Genomic DNA, 17,107 nt, shown 5'->3' with positions numbered 1-17,107 from the left:
ATGAAATTATATTTTAAATATGTATCTATCTTATTTAGGAGTCAAATGGAATATAGAACATCATTTATTCTACTTTCCATTGGTCAGTTTTTTGTTCCATTTTTGGTTTTTGTATCTATGTATTTCTTATTCCAACGGTTTAATACCATCGGAGGATGGTCACTATATGAGGTAGCTTTATGCTATGGAATTATACATATGGGTTTTTCCATTAGTGAATGCTTTGTTAGAGGCTTTGATTCTTTTTCCTCTCTAGTTGTTAATGGAGACTTTGATCGAATACTTGTGAGACCTCGTTCAACAATATTACAGGTTCTAGGGTCTAAATTTGAATTTACAAGGATAGGTCGTCTATCTCAAGCGGTTATAGTCTTTGTATACGCTCTTTCTAATCTTAATATAGATTGGAATTTTAATAAAATATTAACTCTAATATTCATGCTAGCAAGTGGCATTTTTATATTTTCAGGAATCTATATGATTGGTGCTACATTATGTTTCTGGACCATTGAGGGCCTAGAGGTTATAAATATTTTCACAGACGGAGGTAGAGAAATATCACAATATCCCTTAAGTATTTATAATAAATGGATCAAAAGGTTCTTTACCTTTGTCATTCCTTTTGGGACAGTTAATTATCTTCCCTTGATGTTTGTTCTAGATAAAGTTGAGGGTAATAGTCTTATATATATGTTTACCCCATTATTAGGAATGCTCTTTATAATTCCTTGTATTTTACTATGGGGCTTTGGAGTAAGACATTATAAATCTACAGGATCTTAATAAATTAAAAGAAGAAATTGCATAAAGTAGTAAAATGCAATTTCTTCTTTTAAACTAAAGTCTTTTTTGTTTTTAATGACTACTTATGAACTCATCAATTTCTTTATGCCATTCGTCAGGCTCATATGTCCCTATGATTGTCTCTTCATCAAAAACCAAATCTACTAGATATCTAGGCTTTTTTCCTCCTATATACATTGATTTACAACACGACACACAGTAAACAACTACTTCTTCCACGGGCATTTCATCTGCACGATCTCTCATTTTTTTCTTGACCTCTTCCACTGATAACACTCCATAAGAGCTATCTCCACAACAAACACTTTCTGTTCTTGTCCTTTCTGGTTCAACTAACACTATATTCATTTTCTCTAATAAAGTTCTTATGGCTCTATGAATTTTATCTTTATTTCGAGTAGGACATGCATCAAGTATAGTCATTTTTTTACCCCTATAATCAGGAAATGGGAAGTTCTTACTCTCCGCTAATATTTCCCAAAGTGAAATAGTAGACACTCCTTCGTAAAGCTGTCTATATCGCTTATCACAGCCAGGACAAATGTTTATTATCTGTGTCTCCTCATCTAAACTAGGATCATGTCTACAACAAGTTATGTGTTTATCGATATCACCTATATAGTTTTTTAAAAATTTTAACACTTTTTCTCCTAGAGCAGGCTTATAAATTAACAAAGCACACCCAGGTGCAAATAAAGTTTTCAACTTCAGTCCTCCTATCACGGTAAATTTCATTTAATCCAAATCATTAACTCTTTTTAAATCACAAGGTATTTTAGCAAACTATAAAGTCTATCTTAGATTAAATCTTTGTCTCTAGACATCTTCTCCCGATATTTCTTGGGTGATATTCCTACTTTTTCCTTAAAACATTTATAGAAATTGGAAATACTTTTAAATCCTACTTCATATACGATATCAAGAATCTCATTATTTGAATTCGTTAACAAATCCTTTGATTTAGCAATTCTCAGCTCATTGATATATTCGTTAATGGTGATACCATAATCCGCCTTAAAAAGTCTCATTAAGTGTCTTTTACTCAATCCTACACTTTTTGCTACACAATTAATATTTATATTCGTATCATAGCATCTATCCAACATCTCTCTTGTATGACTCATTAGTTCCTTTCTTTTATCAAAATTTGAAATATCTATATCAGGTCTACATAGTTTACATGGTCTAAACCCTTCTTTTAAGGCTTCATGTGCACTGTCAAAGAAAAGAGTATTCTGCTTCAATGGTGTTTTAGCCTTGCATTTCTCTTCTTTATGCACAATTTTCGCCTCCTTATTAAATATTCTTAACTCTATTATACATTTATACCTATATAATTTCTTCCTATTTCTCGCCAACCATTTTTATCCAAAAGAGATGTCTAGTTCTATGATTATATCTAATCTTTATGATATAATTTATTAGGGTGATTATATGAAAATATTGAAAAATGATTGGAATAATTATTTAGAAGATGAATTTAACAAAGATTATTATTTAAAGCTTAGGAAATTTTTAATAGAAGAATATAAAACAAGAACTATCTATCCAGATATGTATGATATATTTAATGCTCTACACTATACAGACTATAGAGATGTCAAGGTAGTTATATTAGGGCAAGATCCATATCATGGCCCAAATCAGGCCCATGGATTAAGCTTTTCTGTAAAACCAGGAGTTCCATCGCCACCTTCACTTAAGAATATTTATAAAGAACTACATAATGATTTAGGTTGTTTTATCCCAAATAACGGTTACTTGAAAAAATGGTCTGACCAAGGTGTCATGCTTTTAAATACTGTTTTAACAGTTAGAGCTGGGCAAGCAAACTCTCATAGAAATATGGGATGGGAAAAATTTACTGATAAAGTTATTAGCCTCTTAAATGATAGAGAAGAGCCTATTATCTTTATACTGTGGGGAAGAAATGCGCAATCTAAACAAAAGTTGATTAAGAATTCTAGACACTATATAATAAAATCCGTTCATCCAAGTCCCTTATCAGCCCACAGAGGCTTTCTAGGAAGCAAGCCTTTTTCAAAAACTAATAAATTTCTTGAGTCAATTGGTGAAGAGACTATTGACTGGCAAATCGAAAATATATAATTCTAGCAATTAACTTGTACATTTTTACTTATATATTAAATTAAATAAATCACAAAAATCATCCCCAGACAATTTTCTGGGGATGATTTTCATTTAAAATATTTTAGTTACCTTTGATATTTTCTAAAACTATTTTGAAATCAGAAACACTTGAAAACATATTATCCGAGTAACATAATGTTAAAGTGTCACCTTCGGTATGAGTCCCAATAATCATTTCTGCAGTAGTCTTAGCTCCTTTTATAGTCGCTTGAGGATATTTTGTGATATTTCCTGGATAAGTAAATGCCATGTTGCCATTTCCATCTATAACTCTAAAGTCTGTTTCAGAAATATACAAATCTTCTTCTAAACTAACATTTGAATAAGTATATGTTATTTTATATACTTCCTTCGCATCTTTTTCTGCAAACTGATTTCTATCTGTTACAAGCTCTATATTATCTATGCTAAGTGTGTAATCTCCAGCTTCAGTCTTTACTTCTATAGTATCTCCAATACTAAAAGTATTTTCATAGCTTGGCGCTTCTCCTTCAAGTACAGGTTCGACAGCTTCTCCAATTTTAACTTCAAATTCAATTGTTGGATCTGAGCTAAACATATTACCATAATAGTTTAGTTTTATTTTATCACTTTCCTCGATGGTACCTATAGTCATTGATGTTAAACTTCTTGCCCCAACTGGTGTATTTTCGGGCTGATAAACCCCGCCTACTGGGTATGTATCACACATATTTCCATACTCATCTATAAACTTAAAATCCATATCAGATATGTATATATCTTCTGATTCCTCAGCTATATTTTCATACATATAGTCTATAATCACAACCTGAGCAACTTCTTTGTCAGAAAATTGATTTCTTTCTTCAGTTGTATGTGCCCCTAATATAGTTAGTGCATACTTATCATCTACTGTTACTTTATCACCTATTTGATATACTTTTGGCTCCTCAGTTTTATCTTTCCCTGCTTCTTCCTCACCTTCATTCTGTGTCTCTTCTCCAGTAGTATCACTTGCCATTTCATTATTACTATCATTTTTCTTTTCTACATTTGTAACACTACTTCCACCACAACCTGCTAGCATACTTAGCAGAAGTAGCAAAGCTACTACTATCGATATTTTTTTCATTCTAGTTTCCCCCCTATTTTTTTATCATATATAATTGTATATTATTTGTTAAATAATATCAATAATTGCAACAAATGTAATAAAATTATTTTTTTAACTAGAGATTTTTATCTTAACATATGAAATAGGATAAAATATATGAACATATATTTTATCCTATTTCGTATGTTTCAAGAACTTTAGTTATAGTAATTCTCGATATCCTATTACTGCTGCTCCCAATGCACCTACTATCTGAGAGTTTGGAGGTTTATAAATGGTTTTGCTAATCTTATCATTTATAATCCTTCCTATTACATCACTTCTAGCAACGCCACCAGTAAAGGCTACGTCATCCAGTATATTTATTCTTTCTAGCAGAGAAACCCCTCTGCTAGCGATTGAATGCATAATGCCTGATGCAATGTTTTCTTTAGGTATACCTTTCGCTAAAAGACTAATAACCTCTGATTCTGCAAAAACAGTACACATGCTTGTTATTGCCTCAGGACGTGCATTATTAGTTAAATCATCAAGCTCACTTACATCCTTTCCAAGAACGTTTGCCATAACCTGAAGGAAGCGCCCTGTACCTGCTGCACACTTATCGTTCATCAAAAAGTCAGTTATATTTCCATTTTCATCTATATTTATAACCTTACTATCTTGACCTCCTATATCTAAGATAGTTCTTACCTTTTTATTCAAATAATGTGCTCCTTTAGCATGACATGTTATTTCTGTAATAGCCTTATCCACAAATGGCATTGATATCCTTCCATAACCTGTTCCTATTATCCTTTCTACATCTTCTTTTTTTATATTGGATTTTACTAATAGCTGTTTTAAAACTTCTTCTGATGCCGTCTTAGGACTCCAGCCGGTAGGAATTATTACATGCTCAATCTTTTCTCCGTCAAAAATAACACCTTTTGTTGCTACAGACCCAGCATCTATTCCGATAGAATACATATATGCTCCTCCTACTTAATTTATAAAGAACCAAATAAGCTTTTCCTTGGTTTCTTTAACTCAAATATTCCTTCAATACTTATATTAGGATTTCCATCAACTATATCTTTAATAGATTCAACGTCTTTATCTTCTACTTTCATAGATATACCACAGCACTTACTTAAATCTCTTGGAGTGGGCACTATTGTATAACTTATAAATTTTGTTTTTAAAATACTCTCAAGTGCCAATCCATCATTATATGAAGGAAAAAGTATATACAAATATTTTCTTGTCTTCATATAACCCCCTTATTTATTAGCAGCAGCTATTTCCTTTTTTGGTTCTAACATTTCAAAAAAGGCTTCAAGGCGAGTTTTAAGTTGTCCAGCATCTTGTAAACTATAATCAGATTCTATCATAATCACTGGTATATCTGCTTTATCTAGTGCCTCTTTCACTTTTTTAAATTCTGTAGCATAGGTTTGACAGAATGGTAATGTATAATAAACTACTCCATCGGCCTTATATTCTTTATAAAGTCTAAGTATATCATCTATTCTACCTGGATTCGGTGTAAAACATGCACAGTTAATATTGAGATATCTGTCTGATAGAGCCTTTATTTGCTCTTCCATAGTTTCTCCCGTATTATCAACTAAATTTTCAAAATATCTAGTTCCAGTACAGGTTTCTTCACAAACTACAGAGCCTCCACTAGTTTCAATCATATGATGCAACTTCCAATTAGGAACTGCCATTGGTGTCCCACTAACAAGAATTCTTGGAGTCCCTTCTGCAAATACACTTTCTTTATTTTGTACTCTTTTCTCCAACTCTTCACATAGCTCATTTGTTTTCTCAATAAATCTTTCTGGATTATCATAAAATGCAATCTGAGTTACTAATAACGCATCCTTACCACTTATAGGTAGGTTTTCTTCTTTCCTTAAATCATATAATCTTTGTAAAACCTCACGCTTTTTATTTATTAGCTCTATTCCTCTTGCTAAGCTCTCTTCTGTAATCTTATTACCTGTTAATTCTTCAAGCTCATCTATAAATATTCTTATTTCATCCATCCAGTGAATCTTGTCTTTTTCTCTTTTCATTTGAGGTAAGTCCATAACATGCATAGGTACATGCTCCCCTAGTATCTCCCATGCTTTTTTCTTCCCATCACATGTAGTCTCCCCTACTAATAAATCACATGATTGAAAATAAGGACAGGTTCCACTTGTCTTTGCTCCAACAGCTGCTTTTACTAATGGACATGAGTTTCTTGGAAGATATTTTTCACCATCAGGTATCCAAAAATCAGACCCACTACATAAACCTACTCCAACTGCATCTGCAGCACTTATTACTTCATCAGGTACAAATACGCAGAAACTTCCAACCACTTTTTGACCATTTTTTCTATGCTCTGCTAATTCTTGGATTCTCAATCCATGAACTTCTGCAATAACAAAATTAAAATAATTCATTCCTTCAGGTCGCTTTTCTTGTGATAAGTAAATTTCGTCGTAAAATTTAGGTAAAACTTCGCACAATTGATCATGCTTTTCCAAGTCCATATCTAGTGATTTCCACAATTCCCTGTAATCAGCCATTTTGTTGCCCCCTTAAAATTTTTATTTTTATTCTCATAATAAATTATAGTACAAGTATGTGGTTAATCTTGCTATTATAGGTAAATATTATACTTTTTGCTTTGTCCATAAATATTTTCTATAAATTAGGATATATAAAACAGCTGATAGATAACTTGCATAATCTAAATTTATAAAATTCTATTTAATTTATCCTAATGCTACATCTAAAAAATCATCATTATTGTAAAATATGTATTCAATTATTACTAAATCTGTTTCTAATTCATTCAAGATTATCTTTGGTCATTAATTTATTTCTGCATAAAGATTAAGACGGTCTAAGACCGTCTGTAATTTGTTTATCTTATTCTAGTAATTTAATTTCTTACCTTTTTTATAGCTTTTACCGTTTCATTGTCCTAATATCAATATTAATTTTACTTTTTATTTTTTTCATCATTCAAATCTTCAGGAGTTAGTTCTTCTGAAGTTTCTACTATTGTTCTAGGTACAGGAAACATTTTAGAGTTCAACGAATTTTTCTCTTTTATGGCTTTATCCTTATTATTTTTGCTTTTGAAAAAATGCTTTTGAACTAAATATAAACTTAAATATAATAATATTAGTATAATACCTGCTATTAACCCATATCCTTGCCCTGGAACTAATGGCATACTTACTATGATTCCAATTAAACTTAGTATAGCTATCCACGAAGTATATGGATATCCTGGCAATTGACATTTTCCCTTAGGTAGACAACCACTTTTCTTTCTAAATTTTTTATGGGTAACCAAAATGATTAAGTATGTGAAAAGTAAAGAGAATCCTCCCGAACTAACTAAAAAGATATAAACTTGTTTTGGTAAAACGAACCCAAAAAATAACCCTACAAGCATTGCCGCTCCTGAAAAAAGAATTCCTCTATACGGAATGTCCTTATTATCCTTTAGCCAAGTTGGTCCATGTCCTTCATCTGCTAGGGATTTTATCATTCTACCAAGACCAAACATCGCTGCTAACATAGTTGAGAAAATAGCTGTTATTAGTACTGCATTCATTGCACCACCGGCCCATCCCAAATTCCATCTAGATAAAGCTAAAACCATAGGACTTCTTTCCTCTGTAAGAACACTAGTAGGTATTAATGGTAAAAGCACTATGATTGCAGCTACATAGAGTCCTACAAGACTAATCACTGTATATGATATTGCTTTAGGTACTATATTATGAGGATTATCAGTTTCTGATGCAGCTAACCCAATAATTTCAAATCCAGCATACGTAAACATAACAATAAGCATACTTCCAGCAATTCCACTAAATCCGCCAGGAAACCATGTTTCTTGAGACAAGGCTCCAGATCCTATCTTTTGACCATTAAAAAATATTCCAAAGATCAGCATTACTCCTAATACTATAAATCCCACAATGGCTAAAAGCTTAATTGCAGCAAGACCACTTTCTAATTTGCTCAATTTTTCTGCTCCTAATAGATTTAATCCTGTAATTATTATGATTATTATCGAGCCCATTATTGGTAATGAAACTCCTGGAAGCCATGACCTTAGAAAAACAGATATAGCAATTGCTTCACTAGACATTGCTAATACTATCCCTGTCCAATAAACCCATCCTACAACAAAGCCTAATCCTGTACCAAATGCTCTTTCAGCATAAGTTCTAAAAGACCCAGGTTCTGGGTCTGCGACTGTCATTTCAGATAATGCGAAAAGAATAAAATAGACTAAAAAGCCTCCAAAAATATATGAAATGATAACAGATGGTCCAGCACTTCGAATTGCAACAGCTGAACCAAGAAAGAAAGACCCTCCTACTACAGTTCCCAGTGCCATCATAGCTAATTGAACTGCTGTTAGACCCTTATGATGTTTCTCCATCATTATTCCTCCTCATTCACAAGCTTTTTAAATAGTATTCGTCTATTATTGATTTACTATCCATTGAATGGCTCCTTAATAGCTCACTCAGTGATATATAATTTTATAATATCATGATATAAATCTCATAATTGACTCACATGAAGTTATTCACTTTAGTTAGCTGTTATCTAAAAACAGAATGATGATATTAGCATTTAAAAACGTCAATAACTTTAAAGCTATTGACGTTTTTCTTTATATGGATTAATTCTTCGTTGAATTTAATATCCCTCATATTGTAATATTTTCTTTAATGATTTTCTAGTAAAATTATGTCTTGTGGTAATATCACTTTCTATAATTTGCCTTAATTATTTACCTCTTAAACCGTAAAAAAACAACTTTCCTAAATCAATTCTCTCTTGAACTGAAATAGGATATTGTAGAATATTATTAATTGATTGTATATATTTCAATATTGTTTCAGTATTTATTTCGCTATCAATCTCACCTTCTTGCTTACCTTGCTCAATGAAATTTATAAAAATTGGTTTAATCTTAGTTTCTGCATATGTCTTCAAAAATTCCTGTACCTGTGGAGATAATATCATGTCATTATCCAACAGCCCATCTGTCGAACCATCTGTTAATTCATCTACTGAACCCATTTTAACTGTTATCATCAAATTAAATTTATCTTTAAAAGATAAGTCACTACTCATATATGTCTTAAATTCTTCTGCTTTTTTATCCATATAGTCAAATATTACTTGTCTTGCTAGCTCTTCTTTACTCCCAAAATAGTTATATATAGTTACCTTTGAAACATTAGCTTTCTCAGCAACATCTGTAATTTTAACAGCCTCAATTCCATTCTTTTTAAATAAATCAAATGCCGCGGTTAAAATATCATTCATTTTTTTCTGCTTTCGTCTATCGAATCCATTCATGCTTTATCACCTCATTTATCTACTATAGTAGCAAAACTTTTGAACAAATTCAATATATAAGTTCAAAAATGTGTTGACAAACAAAGCCCTTCGTTATATTATGAACTCAAGAAGCTATAAAGTTCATAATTTTATAAGGGGTGATTTTATGAGTATAATTGTAAGTAATCTAACAAAATCTTTCTCAGAGACTACAGGTATTTTTAACATTGATTTTCAAGTCAATAAAGGAGAAGTACTTGGTTATCTTGGACCAAATGGTGCTGGAAAAACCACTACTATTCGTCATCTTATGGGGTTTATGCAGCCTAATTCAGGTAATGCATCAATTAAAGACTTTAATTGCTGGAATGATAGAACCGAAATTCAAAAGTATATAGGATACCTTCCAGGAGAAATAAATTTTATAGAAGGTATGTCAGGAATAGAACTCTTAGATTTAATAAGTAATATGCGTGGATTAAAAAATCATTCTATGCGCAATAGTTTAATTGAACGTTTTAATATAAATCCAAATATAAAAATCAAAAAAATGTCTAAGGGAATGAAACAGAAAATAGGGCTCATTACTGCTTTTATGCATGATCCTGAAATACTTATACTAGATGAACCGTCATCTGGCCTTGACCCACTAATGCAGAATGAACTCATTAATCTTATTCTTGAAGAGAAAAAAAGAAGTAAAACGATTCTACTTTCCTCACATATATTTGATGAGGTGAGACGTACTTGTGACCGTATTTCTGTTATAAAAGATGGCCGTCTTGTAACAACAGATACAACTGATAACCTGGAATCAATGCAAACAAAGATATATAAAGTCACTGTAAAGTCACCAAAAGACATTCAAATACTACAAAACTCCGAGCTAAATATTAATTCTATTACTAATCTCACTATATATATAAAAGTAAGCAATAATTATAAGAAGTTTTTAAATATATTATCTCAATGTGACATAGTTAATCTTGATGTTGAAAAAAAAGGTCTTGAAGATGCTTTTATAAGTTTATATAAAGAGGAGGTAGAATAATATGAACGGAGCTTTATTTTTATCCACGTTAAAATCAAAATATAAATTTATGCTTGTTTGTTCAGCTGCATTGGTAATGTATTCTATTATAATAATCAGTATGTTCGATCCAAGTAATGCAGAATCGAGTAAAGTATTTATGGAAATGATGCCTGACAATTTTATTAAAGCTTTTGGTTTCACCATAGTAGAACCAGGCTTAACTTCTTTTTTAGGAACCACTATGTACTCAATGCCATATATGATTTTCATGATTATATTTTCTTTAATCACAGCTAATAGTTTAATAGCAAAAAATGTTACTAGAGGTTCTATGGCTTGTTACTTATCTACTCCAGTCTCTAGAACTAAAGTAGCTTTAACTAATGCAAGTATTTTAATATTGGGTCAAATTATTATGGCTTTTCTTTTAACCGTCTTTTCAATTCTATTCTCAATTATACTATTTGGAAATTCTGCCTTAGATATCCCTTCTTTCATTAAAGTTAATATAATGGGTCTGATATTATTCTTTGTTATAGGATCATATTCATTTTTATTCTCGTGTATATTTAATGATGAGAAGTATTCAATATCTATAAGCGTAGGATTAACTCTATTATTTTACGCAATGAACACTATTGGAAATTTAAGCGATAGCCTGTCTTGGCTAAATAAACTCAATATTTTTGGTGCTTTTATTCCAGCTAAAATCATTAATAATACCTCTAATATTTTTCCCTTATCTATAATTTTTATTATTGGTGGTATTTTAATTTACGGACTTTCAGCTTTTATTTTTAATAGAAGAAATTTGCCTCTATAGGTTCTCAATTTTAAAATAGCTATCTCAAAGCAATATGCTCTGAGATAGCTATCTTTCAAACAAACAGACTCCCTTATTATAACTTTTCTATTTTATTCTGCATCAGAATAAAAACTAATCATATTTCCATCTAAATCTCGAAAATACATAGACTTATTTCCCCACGATTGAGTAGTCGGAGATTTCACCCAATTTATCTCCATCTTATTTAGTCTTGCATACTCAATATCTACGTCCTCAACATGGAACTCAAGTATCATACTTTTGTTTAAAGCAGGTTTAGCTGAATTCGGGGCCGAACTCTCATGTGACTTTAAATCAAAAATCGCTAGTTTAGCATTTCCTACTTCAAACTCTGCATAATCTTCCCCATAAAGTTGAGCTTCAATTTGCAATACGTTCTCATAAAACTCACTTAGCTTTTTAACATCTTCAGTTATAATACAGCTATGGGTTAATTTCATTCTTCATCCTCCTTAATTATATCTTTATTTATCAATTTCATTTTATCAATAAGGATGAATTTTGTATTGTAAAAAGTAGACATTTTCATTTTATAACCGGCCAGGTGTTTTTCCATAGAAAGCTTTAAACTCTTTTATAAAATGAGCTTGATCATAATATCCAGCTTCTAATATTAGCCTTTGTATATCAACATCTTCATTATTATTAAATGTCAAAACAACATGCTGAAACTTTATTATATTAAGAAATTTTTTAGGACTTATCCCTATCCAGTCATTAAATTTTCTAGATAGCTGCCTTTGACTTATATTTAATTCTTTTGATAATTCCTTTACTGATTGAACTCCCCTTTTTTTATAAATAGAGTTTATGGCCTTAATTATTATTACATCCCTTGTTTTAGCTTTCAGTAGTATTTCCTTTAGCTCTTGCTCAACAATTGTAAGTCTTTCTATGACTGATGATGCAAGGTGAAGCTTTTCATTTAATTCTAAAGACATTATACCTAAAATATTATCTAAAGAAACTAATTGATTAGTGAAATCACCGGCTGAGCTTTTAATAAAAGGAATTATACCTCCTGGCCAAAACCTCACTCCAATAAATTCATTAATCTCTTTATTCTCTTCTTCACTAGCCCTAGTCATTATTCCAGAGATTACTCCAGATTTCCCTTCTCTAATTTCTTTCATATTAAAAACCATATCCATACAACCATCAGGAATAACTCTACTTGAAATTGATTCACCAGATATATTTATAGTCTTAGATACCCAATAACATACTACGTATTCTTGTAACTCTTCACACGGTATGTATTCACGATAAAATGTGTTCATCTTCTTTCTCTCTGTCCACAATTTTTCTCCTTGAGTTGGTCTGAAATTATCAAAGGTCCATTTCTCCATGGCTATATCAGTCCTTTATCTAAAAATCTCTAATTAGTCAATCATTTTTAATTTATTCTAATTTAAATGTACCAATCAACTTTCTCAACCCTTCAGTTAATTCATTTAGTTCATTAGTTGAGTTGTTAATTTGTTCGATGTGACTGAACTGTTGTGTAAGTGCTGCAGAAACTTCTTGTGTTGATGCTGCTGATTCTTGTGATATAGCTGACACTTCTTCCATAGATGATAATACTACATTTTTATTCTTATGAATATCTTCAATATTCTTTGATAATCCTTTAATTTTAACAACTATATCTACTATGATACTTTCGATATTTTTAAATTGACTCTCTGTATTTGCCGTTGCTTTCTTCGTTTCATTTGCCATGACATTAGCATCTTTTACTGATTCTTTTGTTTCTTTTATTTCTCTATTAATCTCCTGCACTGTATTATTTATCTCACTTGCATTAAGTGAAACATCTTCTGCTAGCTTTCTTATCTCATCTGCAACTACAGCAAACCCTTTTCCATCTTCCCCGGCCCTAGCTGCTTCAATGCTCGCATTTAGCGCTAATAGATTTGTTTGTTCTGCAATACTAGATATAGTACTTATGATTTCTCTAATACCATCTGATTTTTCTTCAAGTAAAGCCACTTTATCTATAACCTTTTCTGAGCTCATCAATGTATTTTTAACAGATTTATGTAGTATATTTACATCCTTTAAGCCTTGTTTGCTACTATTAGTTATTTTGTCAACATGAACATTAATTTCATTAGAATTAGTTACTGCTGTATCCACATTTTCTCCCAAGTCATCTAGATGTTTAACCCCTTTTTCAGTTATACTAGCTAACTCTGAAGCTCCATTAGCTAGATCACTAGATACTTCAACTATATTCTCTATTCCCAAGGTAGTCTCATTCATTATGTCATTTACTTTTCCTGCATAGTTATTGAGGTTACTAGAATCTAACTTAATATCTTTAGCTATTCCTGCTAGCTTTTGCCTCATATTTGATAGGGCTCTAATCATAATGCCTACCTCATCTTTTCTCTTTAATAATTTCTCTGTTCTTTTATCAGTTTTATTAGTTAAATCAAATCGAGATGTCATATCAAGATAATTGGTCAATAATTGTAAAGGCTTGTACAATCGATGACCAAAAATAATTGCTAAAATTAATGAAAGAGTTAGTCCAATAATAATTACAATTATTCCTGATTCTGTATTATTATTTAATTCTTGAAATATTTCTTTTTCCAATACATTTCCCATTAATATATATCCACTATCAAGTATGTAATAGCTAGTTATCATTTTAGAACCTTTGTATGTATATTCTATGGTATCACTTTGCCTGTCTTGTATATTATTAAACAATATATCAAATTCTTCATCATTATAATACTCCCTTAAATTGCTCTTCTCAGTGAAATCAGGGTGTACCATAATATTGTATTTATCGTCTATTAGACTAAGATATCCTGAGCCATATATTCTCTCTTGTGCTATCTGCTCATTAATACTTTCTTGTGATGAAGCTCCGCTTAACCCATCTATTTTATTAGCATAGGATTTTACCAGTAACTCAAGGTTTTCTCTAGAATAATCCTCTATTATGCTTTTACTTTGATATACATTAAATCCTCCTACTAGTAAAATAGAAATTAATGAGCTTATCATCATTAAAAAAATGATTTTAAATCTTATACTATGAATATTCAGTCTTTTCAAATGCTTCCCCTCCCTATTAGTATCTATGTGTATGTCGATAATAGTTATCATTATCAAAATTATAGCTGATAATTATTTTTAAGTCAATCAGTAGTTTTGTGTTAAAAAGCGGTGTCTTTTTTTAGAATGCCATCCTCTTAAACTCATTTTACTCAAAAAAATTAGCTATTATTGAAACTGTCTTTAACAATAGCCATTTACTACTAATATCCTTATTTAATTAATCTATCTTGTTATACAAATCCCATTCTGTTAGCAACCCTAGAAGTCTACCGTGCCTAGAACCATTGGAAGTTATAAACAATGTTACTAGCTTATGATCATTCTTATTCTTTTCCTTAAAATACTTCTGTGCATCATATATGTTTAGACTCTTTTCTATGAAAGCAAATTGCTCTTTTCTATTATGCTCTAAGTTTGTAAATTCACCCAACTCTTTCATAAGAGTCTTATTAGAAACTAGACATTTTTCTGTATTTGCTAAATAATTTATTAATACATTACCATTAAATACCCCAATGACATTTTCATTTTCTATAATTGGAACTCTTGAAATAAGTAATTTGCCCATTGATTTCATTACATCTATTGCTAAGCTATTTGGAGATGCCACTAGCATTTTTGACCTATGTGTACATATATCATATACAGTTAAAGGGTTTCTGAATCTATTTAAAATGCTTTTATACCTCTCAACAACCTCTTGCAAAGGAACAGCTATTGGTTCTTCTACTCCCGAAACTGTATTGTGTACTATACAATTTCTTAATCTGGCATATTGTTTCAAAACATCTATGTTTCTAGATATTAAATCACTTCTTTTAGAAAGAATATCTAAAGTTTTCATATGAGATATATGATTATCTAATTTTAGTGATTTTTTCATCTCTCTATCCAAGTCATTATATGTCTGAATAAACTCATCGACTCTATTCATCTAATATTCTCCTTTGTAATAATAAGTATAATATTGTATATGTAATAGTAGATTCTACTTCTTATATTAGTATAGTAAGTTATTATCTTTCTAAACATTTTATAACAAATCCTGTATTTATTCTATACCCTTTTATGAACTATTCTAAATATTATCTAAATTTTAATAAAATTTTAGAAATACATCTAAGTAAAACATACTCTATTTCTACCATTGTTTTTCGCTTTATATAATCCCTCGTCAGCCTTCCTCAACAGTTCTTCCAAAGATATATTTGAGCCATTTTCACATACTGAAACTCCAGCACTAATTGTAACAGTAAATTTCTTAGCCTCAAAGACCATTATATTATTAGATATTTCTTCTAATAAACGTTCAGATATCTTAGACACTTCTTCCTTATTTGTTTCAGGAAATATTATTGCAAACTCTTCTCCTCCTAACCTGCCAAATATATCAGATGATCTAAGTACATTTGAGATAGTATTGGTGATATTAGCCAAAACTTTATCTCCTATTTCATGACCCATTGTATCATTAACTCTTTTAAAATAGTCTATATCTATCAGCATTATTGAAAATGTTTTCTTATATCTATTTGCCCTTTTCATCTCATTTTCGGCCATTTCAGTCCATTTTCTTCTATTAAAAATTCCTGTCAATTCATCTATTTCAGCATATTCTTTTAATCTTTCCACTAACTTATATTGTCCTGTTATCTGCTTCATATACCATGCTGTTCCTATTCTCTTATCTGTATTAACCATAACGGGAACTTGTCTTATCTCATAGTACTCGATTTCATTCTTGTCTTCTAAAACAAATGGTTCTATCTCTAAGGGTCCATAATCATCAGTATACTTTTCGAATTGTGGTACAATATTTAGCAGTCTTTCTCCAATCCATTTCTTAGATAATTTTGGTAAGAAATATTGAGCAGCAGGATTAAAATCAGCAATCACACCATTTAAATCTGTTACAATTACTCCCTCTCTCATACTTTCAAATACTTTCTCCCTTGCAATTGGCGAAATATTAAGAATTCCAGCTTTAAATATAATGTAAGCACAAATACATCCATTAGCTGTAATGATCATTGGCCCTATATCAACACTAACTCCCCAAGGCGCAAATCCTGATAAGTCAAATACTGAGCTAATAATAATCTCGATTGATATAATAACCATTATAGCCGCTTGTTTTTTTAATATTGTAGTTGATCTAAGATAATATAAAATATACATTATTGAACTTATAATAAAACATATAAATAACCACACAGAATGGGCTATATACAGAGGTCCCTTACCTAAGTCAGCTAATTTGAAATACCCACTGTCAATTATTTTGATATAAGAATAAAACAAATGATGCAAACTATTTGTCAATACTGATATAAGAAAAAACATAGATACTCCAAATATTAAAACAAAAAAAGGAAGCTTTAAATATTTATCTTTTTTTGTAAAATCCATAGAAAGCCACAACCAACAGGCCGCTATAAATGATATACCTACATATTCAACTCGTAACCAAAAAAATATCCAACTTGGATCTCCCTTTATAATTTCAAAACCATATCCAAAAGTATAAATTCCAGAGAAGAGCATTAAATAGCTAAAAGGCTTTGAATAAGATGTAGATTTGTAATGAACTCTCCCTAATAAACTAAGAGAAAGGACAAGTATGGACGAAGCTAAACAAATAATACTATACACATAATTGTATTCCATATATACCCTCTATCCTAAACATTTTTTACGTCTTTTTATTGACAATATAACACTAAATCAACTATTTTTAACATTTTAAATTCATTTTTAT

Annotated in this window: 17 protein-coding genes; 4 read left to right on the top strand and 13 right to left on the bottom strand. The window is 30.6% G+C overall.

Features of this window, described 5'->3' with window-relative positions; translation table 11 throughout:
* Positions 1–783, top strand: a complete 783-nt coding sequence (locus tag JMO20_RS11475; RefSeq protein WP_202709815.1) for an ABC transporter permease — start codon at positions 1–3, stop codon at positions 781–783.
* Positions 784–855: 72 nt separating this feature from the next.
* Here the strand turns inward: JMO20_RS11475 and JMO20_RS11470 are convergent, their stop codons facing one another.
* Together JMO20_RS11470 and JMO20_RS11465 are read right to left on the bottom strand one after the other, a co-directional pair.
* Complete coding sequence (locus tag JMO20_RS11470; protein ID WP_202709814.1) at positions 856–1,509, bottom strand: (Fe-S)-binding protein; 654 nt, start codon at positions 1,507–1,509, stop codon at positions 856–858.
* 92 nt (positions 1,510–1,601) lie between these two features.
* Complete coding sequence (locus tag JMO20_RS11465; protein ID WP_202709813.1) at positions 1,602–2,084, bottom strand: helix-turn-helix domain-containing protein; 483 nt, start codon at positions 2,082–2,084, stop codon at positions 1,602–1,604.
* Positions 2,085–2,238: 154 nt separating this feature from the next.
* Between JMO20_RS11465 and JMO20_RS11460 the strand changes: the two genes are divergently transcribed.
* Positions 2,239–2,913 carry a uracil-DNA glycosylase gene (locus JMO20_RS11460; protein WP_202709812.1) on the top strand — a complete coding sequence of 225 codons (675 nt, stop codon included), beginning with the start codon at positions 2,239–2,241 and terminating at the stop codon, positions 2,911–2,913.
* 103 nt (positions 2,914–3,016) lie between these two features.
* Here JMO20_RS11460 and JMO20_RS11455 read toward each other — a convergent pair whose 3' ends face one another.
* The 6 genes from JMO20_RS11455 to JMO20_RS11430 all read right to left on the bottom strand — a co-directional run bounded on the left by JMO20_RS11455 (position 3,017) and on the right by JMO20_RS11430 (position 9,409).
* Positions 3,017–4,048: a hypothetical protein gene (locus tag JMO20_RS11455; RefSeq protein ID WP_202709811.1), complete on the bottom strand. Its 1,032-nt coding sequence runs from the start codon at positions 4,046–4,048 to the stop codon at positions 3,017–3,019.
* Positions 4,049–4,231: 183 nt separating this feature from the next.
* Positions 4,232–4,999: an acyl-CoA dehydratase activase gene (locus tag JMO20_RS11450; protein ID WP_202709810.1), complete on the bottom strand. Its 768-nt coding sequence runs from the start codon at positions 4,997–4,999 to the stop codon at positions 4,232–4,234.
* Between the two features lie 20 nt (positions 5,000–5,019).
* Complete coding sequence (locus JMO20_RS11445) at positions 5,020–5,283, bottom strand: putative Se/S carrier protein (RefSeq protein WP_202709809.1); 264 nt, start codon at positions 5,281–5,283, stop codon at positions 5,020–5,022.
* Between the two features lie 9 nt (positions 5,284–5,292).
* Entirely contained in the window at positions 5,293–6,594 is a 1,302-nt protein-coding gene (locus tag JMO20_RS11440) for a double-cubane-cluster-containing anaerobic reductase (RefSeq protein ID WP_202709808.1), read from the bottom strand.
* A gap of 419 nt (positions 6,595–7,013) precedes the next feature.
* Positions 7,014–8,477 carry an amino acid permease gene (locus JMO20_RS11435; RefSeq protein WP_202709807.1) on the bottom strand — a complete coding sequence of 488 codons (1,464 nt, stop codon included), beginning with the start codon at positions 8,475–8,477 and terminating at the stop codon, positions 7,014–7,016.
* A gap of 353 nt (positions 8,478–8,830) precedes the next feature.
* Positions 8,831–9,409, bottom strand: coding sequence for a TetR/AcrR family transcriptional regulator (locus JMO20_RS11430; RefSeq protein ID WP_202709806.1), 579 nt, complete (start codon positions 9,407–9,409; stop codon positions 8,831–8,833).
* A 148-nt stretch (positions 9,410–9,557) separates the two neighbouring features.
* On the opposite strand from JMO20_RS11430, the gene JMO20_RS11425 reads away from it, so the two are divergent.
* Both JMO20_RS11425 and JMO20_RS11420 read left to right on the top strand, forming a co-directional pair.
* Entirely contained in the window at positions 9,558–10,442 is an 885-nt protein-coding gene (locus JMO20_RS11425) for an ABC transporter ATP-binding protein (protein ID WP_202709805.1), read from the top strand.
* A 1-nt stretch (position 10,443) separates the two neighbouring features.
* Positions 10,444–11,247 (top strand): ABC transporter permease subunit, encoded by an 804-nt coding sequence (locus JMO20_RS11420; protein ID WP_202709804.1) that lies wholly within the window; start codon positions 10,444–10,446, stop codon positions 11,245–11,247.
* Positions 11,248–11,339: 92 nt separating this feature from the next.
* On the opposite strand, the gene JMO20_RS11415 is transcribed toward JMO20_RS11420, so the two are convergent.
* The 5 genes from JMO20_RS11415 to JMO20_RS11395 form a co-directional block, all read right to left on the bottom strand.
* Entirely contained in the window at positions 11,340–11,711 is a 372-nt protein-coding gene (locus JMO20_RS11415; RefSeq protein WP_202709803.1) for a VOC family protein, read from the bottom strand.
* Positions 11,712–11,801: 90 nt separating this feature from the next.
* A complete protein-coding gene (locus tag JMO20_RS11410) occupies positions 11,802–12,620 on the bottom strand; it encodes a helix-turn-helix domain-containing protein (protein ID WP_202709802.1) in 819 nt (272 codons plus the stop codon).
* 52 nt (positions 12,621–12,672) lie between these two features.
* Entirely contained in the window at positions 12,673–14,346 is a 1,674-nt protein-coding gene (locus tag JMO20_RS11405) for a methyl-accepting chemotaxis protein (protein ID WP_202709801.1), read from the bottom strand.
* Between the two features lie 220 nt (positions 14,347–14,566).
* Positions 14,567–15,283 carry a hypothetical protein gene (locus JMO20_RS11400; RefSeq protein ID WP_202709800.1) on the bottom strand — a complete coding sequence of 239 codons (717 nt, stop codon included), beginning with the start codon at positions 15,281–15,283 and terminating at the stop codon, positions 14,567–14,569.
* Positions 15,284–15,468: 185 nt separating this feature from the next.
* Positions 15,469–17,016: a histidine kinase N-terminal 7TM domain-containing diguanylate cyclase gene (locus JMO20_RS11395; protein WP_202709799.1), complete on the bottom strand. Its 1,548-nt coding sequence runs from the start codon at positions 17,014–17,016 to the stop codon at positions 15,469–15,471.
* Positions 17,017–17,107: the final 91 nt, after the last annotated feature.

The organism is Sporosalibacterium faouarense (genome assembly GCF_016765695.1).
Lineage (GTDB): Bacteria > Bacillota > Clostridia > Tissierellales > VENL01 > Sporosalibacterium > Sporosalibacterium faouarense.
Note: the sequence above shows the minus strand (reverse complement) of the source record. Positions and strands in the feature narration are given on the sequence as shown.